Origin of the sequence: Halobacillus sp. A1, from assembly GCF_024189295.1 — a bacterium.
Classification (GTDB): Bacteria; Bacillota; Bacilli; order Bacillales; family Halobacillaceae; genus Halobacillus_A.
On sequence record NZ_JAIZEN010000001.1, the window covers coordinates 1 to 19,548 of the forward strand.

A 19,548-nucleotide genomic window follows, 5' to 3' on the forward strand; every position below is an offset into this window, starting at 1 on the left:
TCATTCCACAAGTTTCACCCCCGAAGGGGATCCACTTGCTTCCTGCGCTCGACTTGCATGTATTAGGCACGCCGCCAGCGTTCGTCCTGAGCCAGGATCAAACTCTCCATAAAAGTTAGTTTGACTTGCTCATTTGCACACCGAATGTGCTTGTTTTACTTCCTTCTATACAATAGAAAGAAGACTTGACGTACTGGTTGGTTCGTTCAGTTTTCAAAGATCAAATGTTCAATGGTGGGCCTGAGTGGACTCGAACCACCGACCTCACGCTTATCAGGCGTGCGCTCTAACCAGCTGAGCTACAGGCCCCAATGGTAAAGTTTTTTGGAGCGGGTGAAGGGAATCGAACCCTCATCATCAGCTTGGAAGGCTGAGGTTTTACCACTAAACTACACCCGCGTTATATATGGAAGTTTTATGTTTGCTAGAGTTAGAACATCGATGGTCGGGAAGACAGGATTCGAACCTGCGACCCCTTGGTCCCAAACCAAGTGCTCTACCAAGCTGAGCTACTTCCCGTAAGTAATGGCGCGCCCGAGAGGAGTCGAACCCCTAACCTTCTGATCCGTAGTCAGACGCTCTATCCAATTGAGCTACGGGCGCCTTTTGAAGCGACAATATCTAATATATCATGTGTCAGCTCAGAATGCAATAGTTTTTTAAAAGAAACCTTAGTGCGGCCGAGAGGACTTGAACCTCCACGGGGTTGCCCCCACTAGGCCCTCAACCTAGCGCGTCTGCCGATTCCGCCACGACCGCTAATTGAAAAAGTTAGGTAAGCAGCTAAGCTGACTTACTGAATGCGGGTGGAGGGACTTGAACCCCCACGCCGTGAAGCACTAGATCCTAAATCTAGCGTGTCTGCCAATTCCACCACACCCGCAAATAAATGGTGAGCCATGGAGGGCTCGAACCTCCGACCCTCTGATTAAAAGTCAGATGCTCTACCAGCTGAGCTAATGGCTCTTAATGAAATAAAAGTTCTGGTAATGTTGTTTGTGATGCTCGTCGTGTTGCAAGCTGTTTCATTTTTAAGGACAAGGAACATCATATAATGAATCGATGATAATGTCAACCATAAAAACAAAAGAAAATGGCTGGGCCAGCTGGATTCGAACCAGCGCATGACGGTACCAAAAACCGTTGCCTTACCGCTTGGCTATGGCCCAACGAAAATGGCGGTCCGGACGGGACTCGAACCCGCGACCTCCTGCGTGACAGGCAGGCATTCTAACCAACTGAACTACCGGACCTTACTATGTAAAAAATCAAAAGTGACCCGTACGGGATTCGAACCCGTGATACCGCCGTGAAAGGGCGGTGTCTTAACCACTTGACCAACGGGCCATTTAAACATTAAAAAATGGCGGAGAAGGAGGGATTTGAACCCTCGCGCCGCTTGCGCGACCTACACCCTTAGCAGGGGCGCCTCTTCAGCCACTTGAGTACTTCTCCGTAATGGCTCCATCGGTAGGATTCGAACCTACGACCGATCGGTTAACAGCCGATTGCTCTACCACTGAGCTACGATGGAATAATGTTAGAAATACTTACTTTAACTATGTAAGTGTTCGGAAGCTGACAATGTCAGCGACGTTTTATATCTTATAACATTTCGATAAGGTTGTCAATGCTCTTTCAAAAAAATAATAGAAAGCCGTTCTTTCGACTCGCCCTTTCGTTTAGGGCTTATTTAATTTAACACGGGGAGCTGTTTTTCGTCAATGTATTTTTTACAGCTTTTTAAGTTTCCCTTTACATTTTCCGCATACAAACCTGGAGACATTTATTTTCTTCTTGCGCGTGTACTTTTGTCCGCATGTAGAGCACTTGTATGTGTGGTGTTGTTTATCTTTTTCTGAAGGCAGCGGTTTACAAAATCTCGGAGACCCGGTTTTCCGCAGAAGGTCCTTGAAGGTACGGTCTCTATGATTGAATCCTTTTCCTTCTATATGAAGGTGGTAGTGGCAGAGTTCGTGTTTGATGATCCCTTCGAATTCCTCTTCTCCCAGTTCCCGCAAGTACTTCGGGTTAAGTTGAATGATTCTTCTGGACGGGATATATCTACCGCCCGTCGTTCTTAAACGAGGGTTGAATTCTACATAATCAATATAAGGTTTTCCGAAAAAACGCCTGGACACCTGATCGGTCCATTGCTGCAATTCCTGTTGACTTACATTCATGACGCACACCCCTCCTTGTTTTTGCATACTTTATTATAAATGGGATATTCCTGAAATTCAAAGGGAGGAGATTTCTGTGCCCCGTTGGTTGCAGAAGCAAATGTCGAATGCGTTTCTAAATAAAGATAAGTATCAAATCAAGATGCTTAATCAGTGCTGGTACTTTTATCGTCATCGGTACAAAAATTGACCTGGAAGACAAGGTCTCCCAGGCTGGTTGATTTTATTTTTTCTGCATCGTCAATGCGATCCGTTGTTTCTTTGTATCAACAGTCTCTACCCATACCGTCACTACGTCTCCTACTGAAACGACGTCCATTGGGTGCTTCACGAATTTGTTGGAGAGTTTGGAAATATGAACAAGCCCATCTTGCTTCACGCCGATATCCACGAACACGCCAAAATCGACTACGTTTCGGACCGTTCCTTCTAGCTCCATGCCTTGCTCCAAATCTTCCATAGATAATACGTTCGTTTTTAACAGAGGTTTTGGTAGATCATCACGCGGATCACGGCCAGGCTCTCTGAGAGACTTGATGATATCTTTTAAAGTCGGCTCGCCTACGTCAAGCTGTTCAGCCGTCGTTTTTACGTCCAGCTTAGCAAGCTTTTCACCGACTTCTTCTTCCCCAAGGTCTGCAGGTGACGCGTCCACCAGTTTCAAAAGAGAACGGGCTGCTTTATAGCTTTCCGGGTGGATTGATGTTTTATCAAGCGGCTCTTCACCTTCAAGCACTCTAAGGAAACCTATACTTTGCTCGAAAGTTTTCGCTCCGAGTCTAGGAATATCTTTCAACTGCTTCCTGCTCGTAAACTTTCCGACTTCATCCCTCTTCTTCACTACATTATTTGCGACTGCTTTACTCAGACCTGACACGTATTGCAGCAAAGAAGATGAAGCTGTATTGACGTTGACCCCCACCTGGTTCACGGCTGTTTCTACGACGAAGGTAAGAGATTCGTTTAGTTTTTTCTGGGTCACATCGTGTTGATACTGGCCTACACCAATTGATTTCGGATCGATTTTTACGAGTTCAGCAAGAGGATCCTGGACGCGACGGGCTATGGAAACTGCACTTCTCTCTTCCACCTGCAGGTCAGGAAATTCTTCTCTAGCCAGTTTCGAGGCTGAGTATACACTTGCACCTGCCTCATTGACAATCATATAAGCGGCATCCAGGGAATAAGTTTGGATCATGTCCGCAATAAATTGTTCTGTTTCTCTTGATGCGGTTCCGTTACCTACCGCAATCAATTCGATTGGGTATTTATTGAAATATGAACGAATTTTATCTTGAGAAGCTTTTACATCACTTCTTGGCGGTGTCGGGTAGATGACCGATATTTCTAACACCTTCCCTGTTTCATCTATGACGGCCAGTTTACAGCCTGTCCGATATGCAGGGTCAACACCTAATACGACCTTTCCTTTAAGAGGAGGCTGTAATAACAGGCTCTTCAGGTTGCTTGAGAAGACATCGATCGCTTTTTCTTCCGCGGTTTCTGACAGAGCATTCCTGATTTCCCTTTCGATGGAAGGTTGGATCAATCGTTTATAACTGTCAGAGATGGCTGTCTTTAAAATCGACCGGACTTCATCAGATGCCGACGATTTAATGACCCGTCGCTCCAAGAAAGAAATGATGCTTTCTTCTGGCGGGTGCACGGCCACTTTCAAGACATCTTCCTTCTCCCCGCGGTTTAATGCAAGGACTCTATGCGATGCGATCGAGCGGACAGGCTCCTGATATTCGTAATACATTTCAAATATGGATTTTTCGTCCTTCTCCACATTCTTCGCTTTCGATTCTATCGTTCCTGACTTGAACGTCTGCTGGCGGATTTTATCGCGATAGTCAGGATCATCAGAAATCCATTCCGCTAGAATATCATTCACTCCAAGAGTGACATCCTCAACAGAAGTAAGCTCGTGCTCTTCGGAGACATACTCTTTTGCTGCTTCTTCAAAATTGAAATTGTTCTGCTCCCACACTTTCAAAGCGAGAGGCTCCAGTCCTTTTTCTTTCGCTACTGTCGCCCGGGTTCTTCGTTTCTGTTTGTATGGACGGTAGAGGTCTTCGATTTTCTGTAATTGGGTTGCTTGTTCGATATCTTTTTTCAGTTCATCGGTCAGTTTCCCTTGTTCATCTATAAGACGAATTACTTCTTCTTTTCGCTGTGAAACATTTTGTACATATGTCCATTGATCTTCGATAGTTTTGATCTGCACTTCATCAAGACCGCCCGTCAGCTCTTTACGATAGCGCGCAATGAACGGTACGGTATTACCTTCATCTAATAACTGAATGACTTGTTGGATCGGTTGAATCGCCAACTGTGTTTGTTTTGCTACTAACTGCATCAGTTCATTCGTATTACTCAAAAATAAGCCCCCTCACTATACTTCCTTATTATTGTATCAGATTTTCTCCACAATTAAGGGACCTTATCTGTAATACTCAGAGTAAGGTCCCTACTATTTGTACTTCATGGCGATCAACGTTGTATCGTCTTCCCGTGATTCTCCATAAAGTTCTTTATACTGTTCGGTGATCACCTTTATATTGCGGCTGCTCGTATGCTTGGGAGATAAGCGGCGATCCAGCACCCCATCTGAAAATAGAAGGAACACCATACCAGGTTCTGCTTTCCCGTGCGATACTCTAAGTTTTCTAGGGTAACCAGCTAGATAGCCCGCTAAAGGAATGTTACGGCCTCGATTACCATCGATATCGATCGTAATGATGCCGATATTTCCGATAGAGGAATATGAATAGGATTGTTTGTTGAAGTCGATCTTAAGTATGCCTAGCACTACCCCGCGTTTTCCGAGTAAAGCATCATTGCATTTTTTTATGATCGTTTCAATGTCCAGATCCGGATATTGCTCGATCACATCCATCACGGCCTGAGAAGAATCCCATGCCATTTCCCCACTGCCTAGACCATCAGCTAAAGCACAAATAAATCCTTCATCAGTCTCTTTGTAGTAATAACTATCTCCACAATAGTAGTTTCCTTTTTTCGCCTTCTGGTATATGGAAATAGCTACTCTTGATAACTCTTCTTGCAATTAGAACGCCTCGACCGATTCTGCCTGAAGAGCTTCTTTCAATTTCCTGAGTGCGCGACGCTGAAGGCGGGAAACGTGCATTTGCGAGATGCCCAATTGTTCACCTGTATCTTTTTGGCTCATATTTTCAAAATAGGTGCATTGAAGAATTTCTTGTTCGCGTTCGCTTAAGATCGGCAGAACTTTTTGAAGGAGCATCTTTTGATCAATTTGATCATATCCGCCTTCCGGGTTGCCGATCAAGTCGAGAATGGTCACGGTGCTGCCATCTGAATCTGCTTCAATTTTACGATCGACGGAAAGTGCCTTGTAGCTTTTGCCCATTTCCATCGTCTCCAGCACATCTTCTTCAGAAACCTCAAGATAATCTGCAATTTCAATTACGGATGGTGACCGCTGAAGCTGACTCGTCAATTCTTCTGCAGCCTTCTTGATTTTAGGACCAAGTTCTTTAATTCGTCTTGGTACATGAACACTCCAAGTTTTATCACGAATGAAACGTTTGATTTCACCAATGATCGTCGGAATGGCGAATGACTCAAATGATTTACCGAACTCCGGGTCGTACCTGCGTATTGCCGCAAGCAGACCCAGCATTCCTACCTGCACCAGATCTTCATGTATGGTACTGTTTTTGGAATACTTCCTTGCGATCGATTCAACCAAATCATTATAGACTAGAACAATCTTTTCCTGTACTTCTTCGTCGCGCGGATTTTCTTGTAAAAATGCGATCCATTCGTACACCTCATCATTATGATGTTGAGATTTGGTCGCCATCTTGACCCACCTCATTTTCATGAAGGTATTTTGTCATTAGGACAATAACTCCATATTTACTGTTGATTTCTACTTTATCCATTAAAGCGTCAATCAAAAAGAGACCAAAACCACCTTCCCGCAGCTCGCCGATATCATCTTTGTGCTGGTATGGTCCGATATCTTCTTTGATTTCACCTAAATTGAAGCTTCCGCCATGATCTGCTACCATGACTTCCAGCCTGTCTTGATATACCCCAAAACCGATCGTGATTTCGCCTTCGCCAGAATCGTTGTACGCGTGCTTTACAGCATTCGTAATCGCTTCTGAAATTGCGACCTTCAGATCTTCGATTTCTTCATAGGCGAAGCCCATCCGATTGGCAATTCCTGAAGTACTTAAACGTACAACACCAACATATTCAGCTTTTGCAGGAACTTTAACCTCAACAAAATCAAATGGTTCCATGATTACATTCCACCTCGTACTGTATTATCAATGTCCATAATCTCGGTCAGGCCGGTAATTTTGAATAATCGGTAGACACGTTCCTGCATTTGAATAAGCTTGAGTGCAGTATCATGCTCTTTCGTTGATTTCAGCGCACTGATAAATACACCCAGTCCGGTAGAATCCATATAACTTACTTCTTGAAGGTCGACCTCTATCGTTTGACCACTTTCTTTTGTCAAAGGCAATAAAGTTTCTTTTAACTTCGGAGCCGTAAATGCATCGACTTCTCCCGCTAAAGAAACAGTGGTAATTTTCTCTTTGTTTGTCACATCTATCGTCAGGTTCATTCCATTCGCCTCCCGTATTCCTAAAATAGCTCATTAGAGGGAGCATACCCTTCATGAACTTAGCTTAAACCTTTCTTTTTAAAATGATTAAAGTAAAATCATCTCTCAGTTGAAAGTCCTGTAGTCTTTCAAAATGCTTGTACACATGTTCTACTGTTTCCTGCGCCGGCAGATGTGCGTATTGTTTAATGATCTCCAACACTTCATCTTCTTCGATGAATCGATCGCCCTGACGGCATTCAGTGACTCCATCTGTCAGCATGATGATCATATCTCCAACGTGGACTTCCTTTGTACATTGTTCATAGGTAGCCTCAGGAGAAACACCCAGTACAAGGCCGGATGCATCGATCTCTTCGAAATGGTCCTGTCTGCTATCATAATAATACCCCGGCTCATGACCGGCCGAAGAAAAACGGAAGGTATGATTGTTAATATTATATAAGCCATAGAACATCGTGATGAACATACTGGAATCTACGTTTCTTTCGACTACTCGGTTCAAGCTGCCAAGGATGACCCCTGGATCCATACGGTTTTCAGGAAAACTGTCCATAGAGTATTTGATCATCGACATGCATAATGCAGCAGGCACGCCTTTGCCGACTACGTCAGCAATTGCTACACCGAGAGCTCCACTGTCATCTTTTACAAAATGGTAGTAGTCCCCATTCATCTGCTTAGCGGGAATACTGATCGCTCCTACATCAAGACCGTCTATCTCCGGTTTTTCCGTTGCCAGCAATGTTTTCTGCATATTAGCAGCTACTGAAATTTCCGATTTCAACTCCAGCTGTCTCTCTCTTAGAGATTGATATTCCTGATAAGCCAATCCATAAGAAATCATCGTTTCTAATAAAAAATCCAGAGAAGAACGAATATGTTCAGGCATATCCGGGTACAAGTGTTGTAAAGACTGGACATGCACATTAATAATTTCCTCTGGTGAAATATTCTGCTGCATAGAATGCTTGCTGAACTGCTCTGCCTGATAGAGAGCTTGTTCATCTTGCGTTTCAATATATTGCTGCATCAGCTCTTTATAGTTTTCTAAATCGAGTTTAAGTGTACTCATCTTTAACCTCCTTTAACGGAGCCATTTGACTGCTTTAATCTCTGTTCCTTTACCGTCTTCTGATTGAATATCAAAATCGTCCATCAATCGTTTAACACCAGGCAACCCAGCTCCAAGTCCTCCGGAGGTTGAAAAACCATCCTCCATCACTTGACTCAGTTCTTTGATTCCAGGTCCGTCATCCATTGCTACTATCCTTAAACCTTTATGATTCATATCTTCAATAGCTTCAAAGCATATCTTACCTGTCCCAGCATACAAATAAATGTTTCTTGCTAATTCTGAGATTGCAGTGGCTATACGTGCTTGATCGACAGTTCCAAATCCGATCTTACGGGCTATATCACGCCCAAGCTGACGCGCTCCGACAATATCCCATTCTTTTTTAATATTGACACAGGATTGGAAGTCCATAACTACTCCTCCAATTCCTGGCGAAGTTTGATCAACCCTTGTTCTAAATCTAGAGCAGTAGGAACATCCTGCATATGAATGCCAAGGTCGATAAGCGTCATTGCAACGGCTGGCTGGATTCCAGTCAATACAACCTTAGCACCCATCAAGTCAGACATAGTCACTACGTCTCCAAGTACTTTTGCTATGAATGAATCAATAATATCTACTGATGTGAGGTCAATGACTACACCAGTCGCTCCACTTTCATGGATCTTACTCAATAGATCTTCTTGAAACTGTATAGCCGTCTGATCATCTAAATCGATTTGAATTGAAATGAGCAGATAGTTATGAAGCTTCAGAATAGGTATTCTCATCTCGATCACTCCCTGTTTAGAGAATCAATTAATTTTTCTATATCTTGTTCTTTTGGCTGTACATCTTCAATCGTGCGGTTCGTCAATTCCAGTGCGGACTTGAACCCTTTTCTCAGGGAGCTTTTCGTCGGGAATTTGCCTAGGTCGATTCCCAGATTGACAATAGTTTGAGCAATTTCAGGTCGTATTCCTACTAATATACAGCGTGAGCCAATCAAACGCACAGCTTCAGCCGCCTGGATGATATGGTGCGCGACCATCGTATCGACGACGGGAACTCCGGTGATATCAATCAAGACGACTTCCGCATTATGCTTGATCACACCATCAAGAAGGTTCTCCATGATCAGTTTGGCTCTCTCTGTATCGATCGTTCCGATGAGAGGCATGATCGTGATATTGTCCATAACTGGAATTAAAGGTGCAGATAATTCTTGAAGAGCAACTCTTTGGAGAGATACGATGTGTTCCCAGCTTCCAGAATATTCGTTCACAAGCTGGTTGATGACGGGGTCGACCCACCCATCAACTTTTCTAAGTACTTCTGCAAAATAATCCGAGTCGATCTGCTCAGATTGTTTGAGAATGTATTCTGTGATGACTCGACGGAACACCTGCATCCCATCCGTCAAATAGCTGAGCGGCCACCCGAGGTTGATAAGACGTTCAGAAAAATCATTCAAGTCATTAGTCAGTCCCGATTTTTCGATACTAGTGAATATGACATTCACGAATTCACGGTTAGTGCTTTCAAAAAGCTCATCGGAAATCGTAGCTGTATAATCACTGGATTTTTTCTTATTCACTTCCTCAAGCCACATCTTGACGATGTCATCACTATGTCCAATTACAATATCTTTCAGTTTCTGATCCATACTAAACCTCCGAATTTCCTGCATTCTTTATCTCCTAGACGTCCTTCTCACGGTCAAAACATTATACAAAAATAATGTTATCAAAAATTACTACGTAAATATACTAATTAGTTTTATTTTATACTTTTTAAGTCCAAGACGCCAACTAAATTAGTTACTTTTCCACGTTATTTAACAAAAACATACCTGTGGCATGTGTTTAATGTACTATGGCAAATAAAACCATGAAAGCAGCAGCCTGGTTTTCCTTCTTTATAAGGCCCCAGAATACTCAGCTTCATGGTCTCGTTCCAAGCTATTCTATCATTTTTTCAGCAAATAAAAATAAAGCTGCCTCTGATGGACAACTTTATCATTAAAAGTCTATAAGCCCTAAGCTGATTTGCAGCGCTTCGTTCACCTGCTGCATCATCGGCTCATCTAGTTGAGTAATCTTGTCGGTCAAACGCTGTTTATCAATCGTTCTGATTTGTTCCAACAGAATAACAGAATTTCGTTCGAAACCATATTTTTCAGCATTAATTTCGACATGAGTTGGTAGTTTGGCTTTTTGTATTTGTGCGGTAATCGCGGCTATAATTACTGTGGGGCTGAAACGATTCCCGATATCGTTTTGAAGAATGAGCACTGGACGGACTCCACCTTGCTCCGATCCTACAACTGGGGACAAATCAGCGAAATAAACATCTCCTCGTTTGACTATCACCGACTTCACACCCCGCTCACTAATTGTTCCAGGGTGTGATCTGCCTCCTCTTCGGCCTGAAACGATTCTGAAGCGATATTAAGATTGATTTTAGCCATTTCCATATATCCACGTCGCATGGATTCTAAAATATGCCTCTGTTTTTCTTCACGCAAATACATTTTCGTTGCTTTACACATGAAATCGCTCCGATCACTGTTTTCGAGTTGAACCTGTCCATCAACTTCAACTAGTAGGTTATCCGGAATCCGAATGACAATCTCTCGCATGCTATCGGACAAAACCATACACCTCCACCATCTTTTACCCAAAAGAAACCAGTCAAATAAGTCCAATTTAATTTTATCATTGGCTCGTGTCTAATGCAAAGGAGTCTTGGGTTTTTTTATAGAAAGATGCTGCTTGACGGTTGAAATGAAGAGGATCGTCTCTTAAAAATCAAGCGATAAAGGGTTATCTACCTTTACCATATGCCCATTTTTCAAATACATGCGTGGAACTCGGGAACTTATCATACAAGGTATCTCATAATTGATTGTTTCCAATTGTGCAGCCACTTCATCAGTATGAACTTCTTCATTTCCTTGCTTTCCAATTAATGTAACCTTACTTCCTATAGAATATTCTTGATCGAGCCGAATCATGAATTGATCCATACAAATTCGTCCGACAATCGGCCGCCTTTTTCCTTCGATAAGCACATCCATTCCTTGCAGCTTCCTAATCCATCCATCCGCATATCCGACGGGGACAGTTCCGATCCACTCTTCACCGGATGTCTCATAAGTCGCTCCATAGCTCAAGTATTCGCCGGGAGCTACTTTTTTTACATGGATCAATCGGCTGTGCAAGGAAAAAGCCGGTTTCAAATCAATGGGCCGTTCCTTTTTGACATCTGGTGATGGATAAAGACCATACATACTGATCCCAAAGCGGACGAATTGCTTCATCCGTCCAGGGAACCGCATGCTCGCCGCGCTATTTCCTGTGTGAACATCGACTGGATCAGGCCATACCTTTTCAAAATGGGACAGCATGGACGCCATCCGTGTTTCCTGCTCGTTGAAGTAACCCGTATCTTCCTCGTCCGCTGTCGCAAAATGCGTAAAAATGGCTTCAAGTATCAATTGGCGATTATTTTCAATCTCCTTCAAGACATCATCCATTTCTTCAGTTGAACGGATACCGATCCGCCCCATCCCTGTATCCCACTTCATGTGGATACGGAGTCTGCCGGGGAGAGAAGATACGTCTAATTGCTGCAGCCACTCTTTTTGAAACACGGTGACAGCTATATCATGTTCCGCTGCAAGCCAAGCATCTTGCGGACGGACCCAACCCATTACAAGCAAAGGAGCGGTGATCCCCGCCTTTCGCAATCTGATCGCTTCATCCAGCAGAGCGACCGCCAGCCGATCTGCTCCTGATTCCAGCGCTTGATGAGCGACTTGAAGATCACCGTGACCATAAGCATTGGCTTTTACAACTGCATAAATACCGGTTTCCTGTTTTAAGCGGTTCCTCAACTGTTTTATATTAAAGTCGATATTCGACAATTCGATTTCTGCCCAAGTATCACGGTAAAAACTATCCATACTCAAAAGAACCACCTTTTCTCATTCAATATCTTTCTATTATTGAACGAGGGGGAGAGCGTGTCAATGGCAACCCCGTACGCTAGAAAAATAAAAGCAGACCGTTAAGCCTGCTCGCAAATTGTTATTATTTCTCAGAGTATCCGCTAATAGAATTAGCGACGACGACCATCTCTTCCGCTGTCAATTCATCACTTGCCAGGTGATAAGTCGAAGCTTGATCGTTCCATTCCAGTTTCTTCTCAGTAATAGCACCCATAGCTCCATTTGACAGCTGAACCGGTTCCCCATTCACTTCCACCGACTGTCTGGCGCTGGCAGGTTCCGTTTTTGCAGTCTCCTGGATAAGTGTGAAGTCTTTCTCTCCTTTATATGTCATGATGACGCGGCTTCCCGTTTCCGTTTCGACCTCTTGCTTGTCCCACAGACTTGCCCCAAGTGTTTCCTCCGGATACAGAACTTCTGCCTCAATCTTCTCCTCTGGCTCAGCAGTGACAGGCACATCAGAAGAACTCATGGCCATGTTCTCGTCCACATCAAAATCTTCTTTTTTGAACGAATCGTTGGCGGCAAAATTCGAGAATTGCACCTCGACTAAAGCTGTCATATCCTGATCGAAGACTTTGACCATGACCGGTGCATAGGATTTCTTATCAAAGTAGATTTCCTGAAACGGCAGAGCCTGGTTGTTTTGATAATTCGTCTTGGTTTTGAACACATAATGATTTTCAGTGGCGTTGAACTCCGACTGATCATCCGCCTTGATATCTTTCACCAATGAATTGAACAAATAAGGCTGGCTGGTGTTCTCGGGCCACTCGCTCTGGAATTTGAAGCTCTTATTCAAAGCAGGAGTCAGAACAAATACACCGGTATCGTTTTTCAATATGATTTGGCTGCCTTTTTCATCCTTATCATTTTCAAGCTCGACTCTGTAAAAATCATCTTTCTTATGAGAAATTTGAATATGGTATTTCTGCTCTTCTTTTCCAGTCTTCATCGTCATGCTGGCGTCGGTCTTATAACCTTTCATTTCACTTTGCTGTTCTTCTAGTTTCTGAACGACATCTTCTTTCGATTGCTCCCCACATGCCGTAAGAAAGAGGGTAAGTGCCATAATCACAAAGAGAAGGATCGGAAAACGTCTCATTTTTGTTTCAACTCCTTTGTCTCTTGCTGAAGGACAAAGGGAACGGTCTTTACGTGGAAACAGAAAATGTACGGAAGGTTTCAGATAACCCTTCTATGAGATCAGAGGCTAGTAAACCAGTGGTTGAGTGGTGATTCTCGGTCAGCCGCTCCGCTGTCAACCCATGAATCATGCAGCCGTTCGCTAATGCATCAAACACTGATTTTGACTGGAGGGTGAGTGCGAGTAGAACTCCTGATAAGACATCACCGCTTCCCCCTTTGGCTAATCCAGCATTGCCTGACAGCTCCACTCGCTGGTCGCCTTGAGGAGAAGTAATGATCGTAGCGGGGCCTTTCAACACTACGTACACTCCGTACTTCTCAGCAAAACCTCGAGTGAGTGTAAAAGGAGACTGCATCACTTCAGGAATCGAACGATCAATCAAGTGAGCGAATTCTCCCGGGTGTGGAGTCAAAATAACTGGATCCGGACGATCGGCATACTTCATCAGCTTATCTTTTACATGGTAGAGCGCGTCTGCGTCAATCAATATTGGACCTTTGGCGTGTTGGAAAAGGGTTTGGAATATAAGGGATGCATTTACTTCTCTGCCCATTCCCATCCCGATCGCTGCACCATTATACTTCGACCAGTCCACTCCGCTGATATCCATCATAACCCCTTGTTCTTCGGGCAGCGGTTCAAATGTGGCTTCCCGCAGGAAAGATGCCACTGAAGGAATTGCCGTTGTAGGTGTGGCGATGGATAAAAGCCCGATTCCACTACGCAAAGCAGCACGACCCGTCATCGCGATCGAGCCTGGCATGTGATAGGAACCGCCAATAACGAGACCTTTTCCATGACTGCCCTTATGGGAATGTTTTGACCTGATAGGAACCGTTGTAAAAGCGTCCCTCTTCGTCCAAAACTGTCTTCGCGGATTCGGCAGCAGCTTAACCGGCAAGCCGATTTCCACTACGGTCCATTTCCCATAATAGCAGCTTGTACTCTCAAGAAAAGCGCTCATTTTTGGTGCGGCAATCACTACCGTCTCATCCGCTTTGACAGCATCAAATTCATCGAATCCTTCATCCGCAGGAACACCGCTCGGAATGTCGATCGAAATGGTATAGGCATTTTGCTCATTAACCAGTTCCACCACTTCACGGATTGGTGAGCGCAGCTTCCCTTTGACTCCGATTCCCAGCATACAGTCGATGATCACATCAGCCTGCTGCATGTCCTTCCCCAAAACACTCACGTCCTTGGTATGTGTCACAACATACCCAGACCGAAGGAATATTTCTTTGTGAGTCAAAGCGTCTCCATGTATTTTTTCATCCGGGACTACTTGCCATGCTTCTACTCGATACCCGTGATTCAACAAGGTACGAGCGATGACATAGCCGTCTCCCCCGTTATTTCCCCCGCCGATGAGCACGATCACGTTTTGTTGTCGATTAATTTTTTTCTCGACTTCTGCACTGACCGATCGCCCAGCGTTCTCCATGAGCATCGTCCCACTCAAACCCGTCGTTTGAATAGCTGTCTGATCCCATTCATACATTTCTTGTGCGGTCACAATCTCCAATTCGTTCCCTCCTACCCGCATTACCATGCTATGAGTTCATCTATGTAAATATGTCCAATCACACTTGCTCGAGTACAACTTGAGCCACGGCCTGGCTGTCACTATGAGTGATCGCCACCCAGATCGTCAGGTGTTCACGGGCACGAACCACCATCTTAGGCGCTCCTTCTTCTGTGGAAAGAATTTCAATATCTTGAAAGCTTAATTTCCCTATTCCTGTTCCGACTGCTTTAGCAAACGCCTCTTTCGCTGCGAACCTGCCCGCAAGATATTCCACTTTCCTGCGATCCTTAAGCGTTCCGTAATGTTCCTGTTCTCTTTCAGTTAATATCCTTTGAACAAAACGTGGATTTCGCTTTATACTTTGTTTAATACGTGAAAGTTCAATTAAATCGATACCGATTCCTTTAATCATATCCATCTTCCTTTTAAACGATTTCTTTAAAGTATACCCGAACTTCTTAAGCTTAAAAATGAATACTCTATCTAACTATTACTTATAGTGAAGAATAACCCTCAATTTTAAAGGAGAGCGCGCCATGTTTGTGAGAACCGAAAGCTTCCAGGAATTTCTTAAATTTTATCCGATTGTCTGTGGACTGGTGATTATCCATTTTGTTCTCTGGTTTTTCATCGATATCCTCCAGCTGCCTTTTGCGCTGCAGATTTTGCGGGAGGGTATAGGCAATAACTACTTGGTAGGACAAGGAGAGTACTGGAGACTCGTCACACCGATCTTTCTCCATGGCGGATTTGCTCACGCGTTATTCAACTCTTTCTCCCTCGTGCTGTTCGGACCGGCCCTTGAACAAATGCTCGGCAAAGCAAAGTTCATCACTATGTACTTAGCAGCAGGCATCGCGGGGAACATCGGAACCTATTTAATGGCTCCTAATGAATTCTATCAACACCTCGGCGCGTCAGGGGCGATTTTTGGCTTATTCGGTGTGTATGCCTATATGGTGATCTATCGTAAATCTCTGATTGGCGCGGCTAACTCACAACTTGTCATGACCATTTTCGTCATCGGTTTCTTCATGACCTTCATGCGCCCGGGCATTAATGTATGGGCTCATTTATTCGGGCTGATTGGCGGATTTGCTGTCGCTCCTCCGTTATTGAAAAATGCTCGCCCTTTTTCGGTCTGGCAGAACCGTGCGAAGTTCGCAAATCGGGATCGTGACGAAGTGAGCTTTAACCCGAATCGATGGAAGAACAAGCGATTTTCTTCTAAGAATTATGGAAAATACATTCTATGGGGAATTATCTTTTTCCTTGTGGCCATGGCTTTTCTAGGTAATTTATTTTAATAAAAGTCTATGTTGACGGTGGCTGTTGATATAGATAATTGAGTTATTCAACAATATGTCAGGATTGTTGAATACTTGATTTCGAGACACTCTGGGTTCGTTGCCGTAATAAGAGTCAGGGGTGGTGGGGCAGCTGCTCGCTTTCCTGTGGGGGAACTGGCGAGCTTCCTCAGGCTAAAGCCCTGTGAGATCTCACCTAGCTCCTTCTCCCACGGGAGTCTCCCAGCTGCCCCACCACCCCATTCGATAGAAGTGAGAAACGCACCCTCCGCTTAATAAAAAGCGTCTTTCCGGTTCCTACCTCTGAAAATATAGCGTTCTAAATCAAATGATCTACTTCGTAACGACAATCAGTAGGATGCCAATTCTGATCATATTTTCCTTAGTAAGATAACTTTGCAACGTGCGTGGTACTCATCTTAAGCATTTTAGTTTATTCATTCTGTTACTCACCTGATTATGACTCCCTGTATGTGTAGAGTTGATGTGCGTCTTCCGCTAGCCTTTTTGAAAGTAACCTTTATGATTAGGCTTTTCTCGATTCTTACGTGCTGCATTTCCGTCATTGGAGTTTCCGTTCTACTAAAGGACGTAAAGAACTCCGGGAAATTGCGAGACTCCTGTGGGAAGAGAGTGCTTGGTGAGATCCCGCAGGACGGGACGTCCGAGGAAGCTCACCGCGCTCCCACGGAGTTCTTTACACTGTTAAACGTAACGAAAACACCCCAAACATATCGAAGCTGAGTCTTCAGCATAAGGGAGCTTATATGAATATCAACATGGAACTTTAACAAAGCCCATAAAAAATTAACAATCAAATGCAATAAAGCAAAAAAGACCCGATCGGATGAATCCGATCGGGTCTCTTTTATATCTCTTTTAGTTAGAAGAGTTGCGTCCTTTGCTTTGGAAATTACGATTTCCTTTACCTTTGAAGTTGCGGGACTTATTGTTGTTTTGCTTATTATACGGGCGCTTGCCGTCTTTACGGTACGGCTTTTTACCACGGCCGCCACCGCCACCGCCGCCTTTGACACTTATCGGCTGAACTGATGAAAGTCTGACAGGAACTTCACTGCGTTCCTTCGTCATCTGTTTCAGGGCAGCTGCAATAATATCAGAAGCATCATGCTGCTCTAATAATTCGCCTGCAGACTGCTGGTATTTAGAAACATCTTCCTGATCAAGCGTCTGGACAATCTTATCGACAGCCATTTGCTGCTGACCACGACGAGCTTCATCAGATGATGGCACGCTTAGACGTTCTACATGTTTCTTCGTAAGTTTCTCGATCAAGTTCAATTGAGCTTTTTCACGAGGCGTCACGAAAGAGATTGATTTACCTTTACGACCAGCACGGCCAGTACGTCCAATACGGTGTACGTAGCTTTCTGGATCTTGTGGAATATCAAAGTTATACACGTGAGAAACTTCAGAGATATCAAGTCCACGAGCGGCTACGTCTGTAGCAACAAGAATCTCGATACGTCCTTTTTTGAATTTATTCAGAACGGACATACGCTTTCCTTGAGTTAAGTCTCCGTGAATACCTTCTGCAAGGAAACCACGAGCCTGAAGTCCGTCTGCTACTTCATCAACACGACGCTTCGTACGACCAAACACGATCGCTAGAGCAGGCGCATCAATATCAAGTAGACGAGTTAGAGTATCAAACTTATGCTTCTCAGGAATTTCAACATAATACTGTTCAATATTTTCAACTGTCATTTCTTTCGATTTAACTTTAACCTCTTCAGGCTGCTTCATAAGTGTTGTTGCGATATTACGGATCTCTTTCGGCATCGTTGCTGAGAACAATAGCGTCTGACGATGTTCTGGCAAGGATTTTAAGATGTCACGAATATCGTCGATGAAGCCCATGTTGAGCATTTCGTCAGCTTCATCTAAAACAGCTGTATGAACATTCTCAAGCTTAATCGTTTTACGACGGATATGGTCAAGTAGACGTCCCGGCGTTGCTACGACAATATGATTGTCTCTTAACGCACGGATTTGACGATCCATATTTGATCCTCCGTAAATCGGAAGAGCACGAACGCCTTTATTTTTACCAAGACGGTTTACTTCTTCAGCTACCTGGATAGCTAATTCACGAGTTGGTGCTATAACAAGGCCCTGTACAGAGCGAACGTCCTTCTCAATTTTTTCGATCATTGGAATTCCGAATGCTGCTGTTTTACCTGTTCCTGTTTGAGCCTGGCCAATTACGTCTTTCCCCTGTAAACCTAGAGGGATTGTTTGTTCTTGAATCGGTGTGGTTTCTTCAAACCCCATATGGTCTAATGCTTTTAGTATTGGGCTTGATAAACCTAATGAATTAAATGTCGTCACTATATTTTCATACTCCTTCTTTTTTTAAAGTGAAATCCATCCTAAATGGAATGGTCAATTGGAAGATGCGGTCTAACCGCGTGACTTCTCCCTTCACTTCATTCGTTCCGTTAAAAGAAGAAAGGCGAGTTATCAGCTTTGTTAGACAGTGGTAATATTATTTACCTCAACTATGATAAACACAAGTAAAAAAGCCTCCTGTTTTAATATACGGAGAGGCTTCGAAAACACCTGCCTGATTGATTCATCCATCATAACACACATAACTGTTTTAATTCTACACATTTTTGTTATGCTTTTCAAACCTAACAATGATAAAATTAAGAAAACCGTTGTTCAAAGGAGGGTCTCCCTATGGATAAGCCTCCATTAAATCCATATATTCTATTGATGGTCGGGGTGATTTCTATTTCCACCTCGGCGATCTTTGTTAAATTAGCAGGAGACGCTCCTGCTTCAATGATCGCCTTTTATCGTTTATTACTTGCCATTATTATTATGGCCCCTTATGTTTTTCTTAAACATTCCGACGATTTATTCAGTATTTCAAAAAAAGACGGCACACTAGCAGCGGTTTCAGGTGTTTTTCTAGCCTTCCATTTTATTTTGTGGTTTGAGTCTTTGAACTATACTTCCGTTGCCAGCTCTGTCGTACTCGTTTCCATGCAGCCCATTTTCGCTTTCATTGGGACTTACCTTTTCTTCAAAGAACGTTTCTCAGCTGGGGCTGTACTCAGCATGCTGATTGCCATCACGGGAAGTGTGATTATCAGTTGGGGAGATTTCCAAATAAGCGGGCTTGCGTTCCTGGGAGATATCCTGGCTTTACTCGGTGCGATCATGGTCACCGGTTATTTCCTGGTCGGCCAGAATCTTCGCAAACGACTTTCGCTGACCTCTTATACGTTTGTCGTTTACTCCGCCGCTACTTTGACGCTGCTCATTTACAACCTTGGGTTGAACGTATCTTTCGGCGGGTATAACAGCAGCCAATGGCTGATCTTTTTATGTCTGGCAATCATCCCTACCTTTTTGGGACATTCCTTGTTCAATTGGTCTTTACGTTGGATGAGCGCTTCGAAAATTTCCATGAGTATTTTGCTTGAACCGATCGGGGCTTCGATTCTGGCTTTCTTCCTATTAAATGAAGCAGTTTCCTGGTCCCAGTGGTTAGGAGGATCGATCGTAATTTTCGGATTGATGCTTTTCATTATCAGTACTAAAAAGATGATGAAGCCGAAAATCATCCATCGTTCTAGAAAGCTTTAAACACCGCATGTTTGTTATACTATAGAAAGATAAAGAACGATTATTATTTTGAGA

The 19,548-nt window shown here is 43.7% G+C and carries 20 protein-coding genes, 12 tRNA genes and 1 rRNA gene; 3 read left to right on the forward strand and 30 right to left on the reverse strand.

Annotation, left to right across the window (positions count from 1 at the left end; genetic code table 11):
* From LF817_RS00005 to LF817_RS00070, 14 genes are all read right to left on the reverse strand, one after another.
* Positions 1 to 113 (reverse strand): 16S ribosomal RNA (locus LF817_RS00005); the annotation flags it as partial.
* Between the two features lie 119 nt (positions 114 to 232).
* A tRNA-Ile gene (locus LF817_RS00010) sits at positions 233 to 309 on the reverse strand.
* Positions 310 to 325: 16 nt separating this feature from the next.
* Positions 326 to 399 (reverse strand) — tRNA-Gly (locus LF817_RS00015).
* Between the two features lie 43 nt (positions 400 to 442).
* Positions 443 to 519, reverse strand: a tRNA-Pro gene (locus tag LF817_RS00020).
* Between the two features lie 7 nt (positions 520 to 526).
* A tRNA-Arg gene (locus LF817_RS00025) sits at positions 527 to 603 on the reverse strand.
* 72 nt (positions 604 to 675) lie between these two features.
* Positions 676 to 759 (reverse strand) — tRNA-Leu (locus LF817_RS00030).
* Positions 760 to 801: 42 nt separating this feature from the next.
* Positions 802 to 883: transfer RNA gene (locus LF817_RS00035), tRNA-Leu, on the reverse strand.
* 7 nt (positions 884 to 890) lie between these two features.
* Positions 891 to 966, reverse strand: a tRNA-Lys gene (locus tag LF817_RS00040).
* Positions 967 to 1,094: 128 nt separating this feature from the next.
* Positions 1,095 to 1,169 (reverse strand) — tRNA-Gln (locus tag LF817_RS00045).
* A 7-nt stretch (positions 1,170 to 1,176) separates the two neighbouring features.
* Positions 1,177 to 1,253, reverse strand: a tRNA-Asp gene (locus LF817_RS00050).
* 22 nt (positions 1,254 to 1,275) lie between these two features.
* A tRNA-Glu gene (locus tag LF817_RS00055) sits at positions 1,276 to 1,347 on the reverse strand.
* A gap of 17 nt (positions 1,348 to 1,364) precedes the next feature.
* Positions 1,365 to 1,455: transfer RNA gene (locus LF817_RS00060), tRNA-Ser, on the reverse strand.
* A 4-nt stretch (positions 1,456 to 1,459) separates the two neighbouring features.
* Positions 1,460 to 1,534, reverse strand: a tRNA-Asn gene (locus tag LF817_RS00065).
* A gap of 199 nt (positions 1,535 to 1,733) precedes the next feature.
* Positions 1,734 to 2,183 (reverse strand): SprT family protein, encoded by a 450-nt coding sequence (locus LF817_RS00070; protein WP_253933716.1) that lies wholly within the window; start codon positions 2,181 to 2,183, stop codon positions 1,734 to 1,736.
* A gap of 76 nt (positions 2,184 to 2,259) precedes the next feature.
* Here LF817_RS00070 and cmpA point away from each other — a divergent pair, with 76 nt between their 5' ends.
* Positions 2,260 to 2,373, forward strand: coding sequence for a cortex morphogenetic protein CmpA (gene cmpA / locus LF817_RS00075; RefSeq protein WP_253933717.1), 114 nt, complete (start codon positions 2,260 to 2,262; stop codon positions 2,371 to 2,373).
* A gap of 33 nt (positions 2,374 to 2,406) precedes the next feature.
* On the opposite strand, the gene LF817_RS00080 is transcribed toward cmpA, so the two are convergent.
* The 15 genes from LF817_RS00080 to acpS form a co-directional block, all read right to left on the reverse strand.
* Positions 2,407 to 4,545, reverse strand: coding sequence for a Tex family protein (locus tag LF817_RS00080; protein WP_253934258.1), 2,139 nt, complete (start codon positions 4,543 to 4,545; stop codon positions 2,407 to 2,409).
* 114 nt (positions 4,546 to 4,659) lie between these two features.
* Entirely contained in the window at positions 4,660 to 5,256 is a 597-nt protein-coding gene (locus LF817_RS00085) for a SpoIIE family protein phosphatase (protein ID WP_253933718.1), read from the reverse strand.
* On the reverse strand, positions 5,257 to 6,036 hold the full coding sequence (gene sigB / locus LF817_RS00090) for an RNA polymerase sigma factor SigB (protein WP_253933719.1): 780 nt from the start codon (positions 6,034 to 6,036) through the stop codon (positions 5,257 to 5,259).
* The gene (gene rsbW, locus LF817_RS00095; RefSeq protein WP_253933720.1) at positions 6,011 to 6,484 is read right to left on the reverse strand and encodes an anti-sigma B factor RsbW; all 474 of its coding nucleotides are present in this window, start codon (positions 6,482 to 6,484) and stop codon (positions 6,011 to 6,013) included. Before rsbW ends, sigB begins: the two co-directional genes overlap by 26 nt.
* A gap of 2 nt (positions 6,485 to 6,486) precedes the next feature.
* On the reverse strand, positions 6,487 to 6,816 hold the full coding sequence (locus LF817_RS00100) for an STAS domain-containing protein (protein WP_253933721.1): 330 nt from the start codon (positions 6,814 to 6,816) through the stop codon (positions 6,487 to 6,489).
* A gap of 64 nt (positions 6,817 to 6,880) precedes the next feature.
* Positions 6,881 to 7,891, reverse strand: a complete 1,011-nt coding sequence (locus LF817_RS00105) for a PP2C family protein-serine/threonine phosphatase (RefSeq protein ID WP_253933722.1) — start codon at positions 7,889 to 7,891, stop codon at positions 6,881 to 6,883.
* Between the two features lie 12 nt (positions 7,892 to 7,903).
* Entirely contained in the window at positions 7,904 to 8,305 is a 402-nt protein-coding gene (locus LF817_RS00110; RefSeq protein ID WP_253933723.1) for an anti-sigma regulatory factor, read from the reverse strand.
* A gap of 2 nt (positions 8,306 to 8,307) precedes the next feature.
* Positions 8,308 to 8,664: an STAS domain-containing protein gene (locus LF817_RS00115; protein ID WP_089654561.1), complete on the reverse strand. Its 357-nt coding sequence runs from the start codon at positions 8,662 to 8,664 to the stop codon at positions 8,308 to 8,310.
* 5 nt (positions 8,665 to 8,669) lie between these two features.
* Positions 8,670 to 9,539, reverse strand: a complete 870-nt coding sequence (locus LF817_RS00120; protein ID WP_253933725.1) for an RsbT co-antagonist protein RsbRA — start codon at positions 9,537 to 9,539, stop codon at positions 8,670 to 8,672.
* A 355-nt stretch (positions 9,540 to 9,894) separates the two neighbouring features.
* Positions 9,895 to 10,245, reverse strand: a complete 351-nt coding sequence (locus tag LF817_RS00125; protein WP_253933726.1) for a type II toxin-antitoxin system PemK/MazF family toxin — start codon at positions 10,243 to 10,245, stop codon at positions 9,895 to 9,897.
* A gap of 5 nt (positions 10,246 to 10,250) precedes the next feature.
* Positions 10,251 to 10,532: a CopG family ribbon-helix-helix protein gene (locus LF817_RS00130; protein WP_253933727.1), complete on the reverse strand. Its 282-nt coding sequence runs from the start codon at positions 10,530 to 10,532 to the stop codon at positions 10,251 to 10,253.
* Positions 10,533 to 10,676: 144 nt separating this feature from the next.
* Positions 10,677 to 11,840, reverse strand: a complete 1,164-nt coding sequence (gene alr / locus LF817_RS00135; protein ID WP_253933728.1) for an alanine racemase — start codon at positions 11,838 to 11,840, stop codon at positions 10,677 to 10,679.
* A 127-nt stretch (positions 11,841 to 11,967) separates the two neighbouring features.
* The gene (locus tag LF817_RS00140) at positions 11,968 to 12,990 is read right to left on the reverse strand and encodes a LolA family protein (RefSeq protein ID WP_253933729.1); all 1,023 of its coding nucleotides are present in this window, start codon (positions 12,988 to 12,990) and stop codon (positions 11,968 to 11,970) included.
* 49 nt (positions 12,991 to 13,039) lie between these two features.
* On the reverse strand, positions 13,040 to 14,554 hold the full coding sequence (locus tag LF817_RS00145) for an NAD(P)H-hydrate dehydratase (protein ID WP_253934259.1): 1,515 nt from the start codon (positions 14,552 to 14,554) through the stop codon (positions 13,040 to 13,042).
* Between the two features lie 67 nt (positions 14,555 to 14,621).
* Positions 14,622 to 14,978 carry a holo-ACP synthase gene (gene acpS / locus LF817_RS00150; RefSeq protein ID WP_253933730.1) on the reverse strand — a complete coding sequence of 119 codons (357 nt, stop codon included), beginning with the start codon at positions 14,976 to 14,978 and terminating at the stop codon, positions 14,622 to 14,624.
* Positions 14,979 to 15,102: 124 nt separating this feature from the next.
* Between acpS and LF817_RS00155 the strand changes: the two genes are divergently transcribed.
* A complete protein-coding gene (locus tag LF817_RS00155) occupies positions 15,103 to 15,873 on the forward strand; it encodes a rhomboid family intramembrane serine protease (protein WP_253933731.1) in 771 nt (256 codons plus the stop codon).
* An 879-nt stretch (positions 15,874 to 16,752) separates the two neighbouring features.
* On the opposite strand, the gene cshA is transcribed toward LF817_RS00155, so the two are convergent.
* The gene (gene cshA / locus LF817_RS00160) at positions 16,753 to 18,225 is read right to left on the reverse strand and encodes a degradosome RNA helicase CshA (RefSeq protein ID WP_289216982.1); all 1,473 of its coding nucleotides are present in this window, start codon (positions 18,223 to 18,225) and stop codon (positions 16,753 to 16,755) included.
* 354 nt (positions 18,226 to 18,579) lie between these two features.
* Here cshA and LF817_RS00165 point away from each other — a divergent pair, with 354 nt between their 5' ends.
* Entirely contained in the window at positions 18,580 to 19,494 is a 915-nt protein-coding gene (locus LF817_RS00165) for a DMT family transporter (RefSeq protein ID WP_253933732.1), read from the forward strand.
* Positions 19,495 to 19,548: the final 54 nt, after the last annotated feature.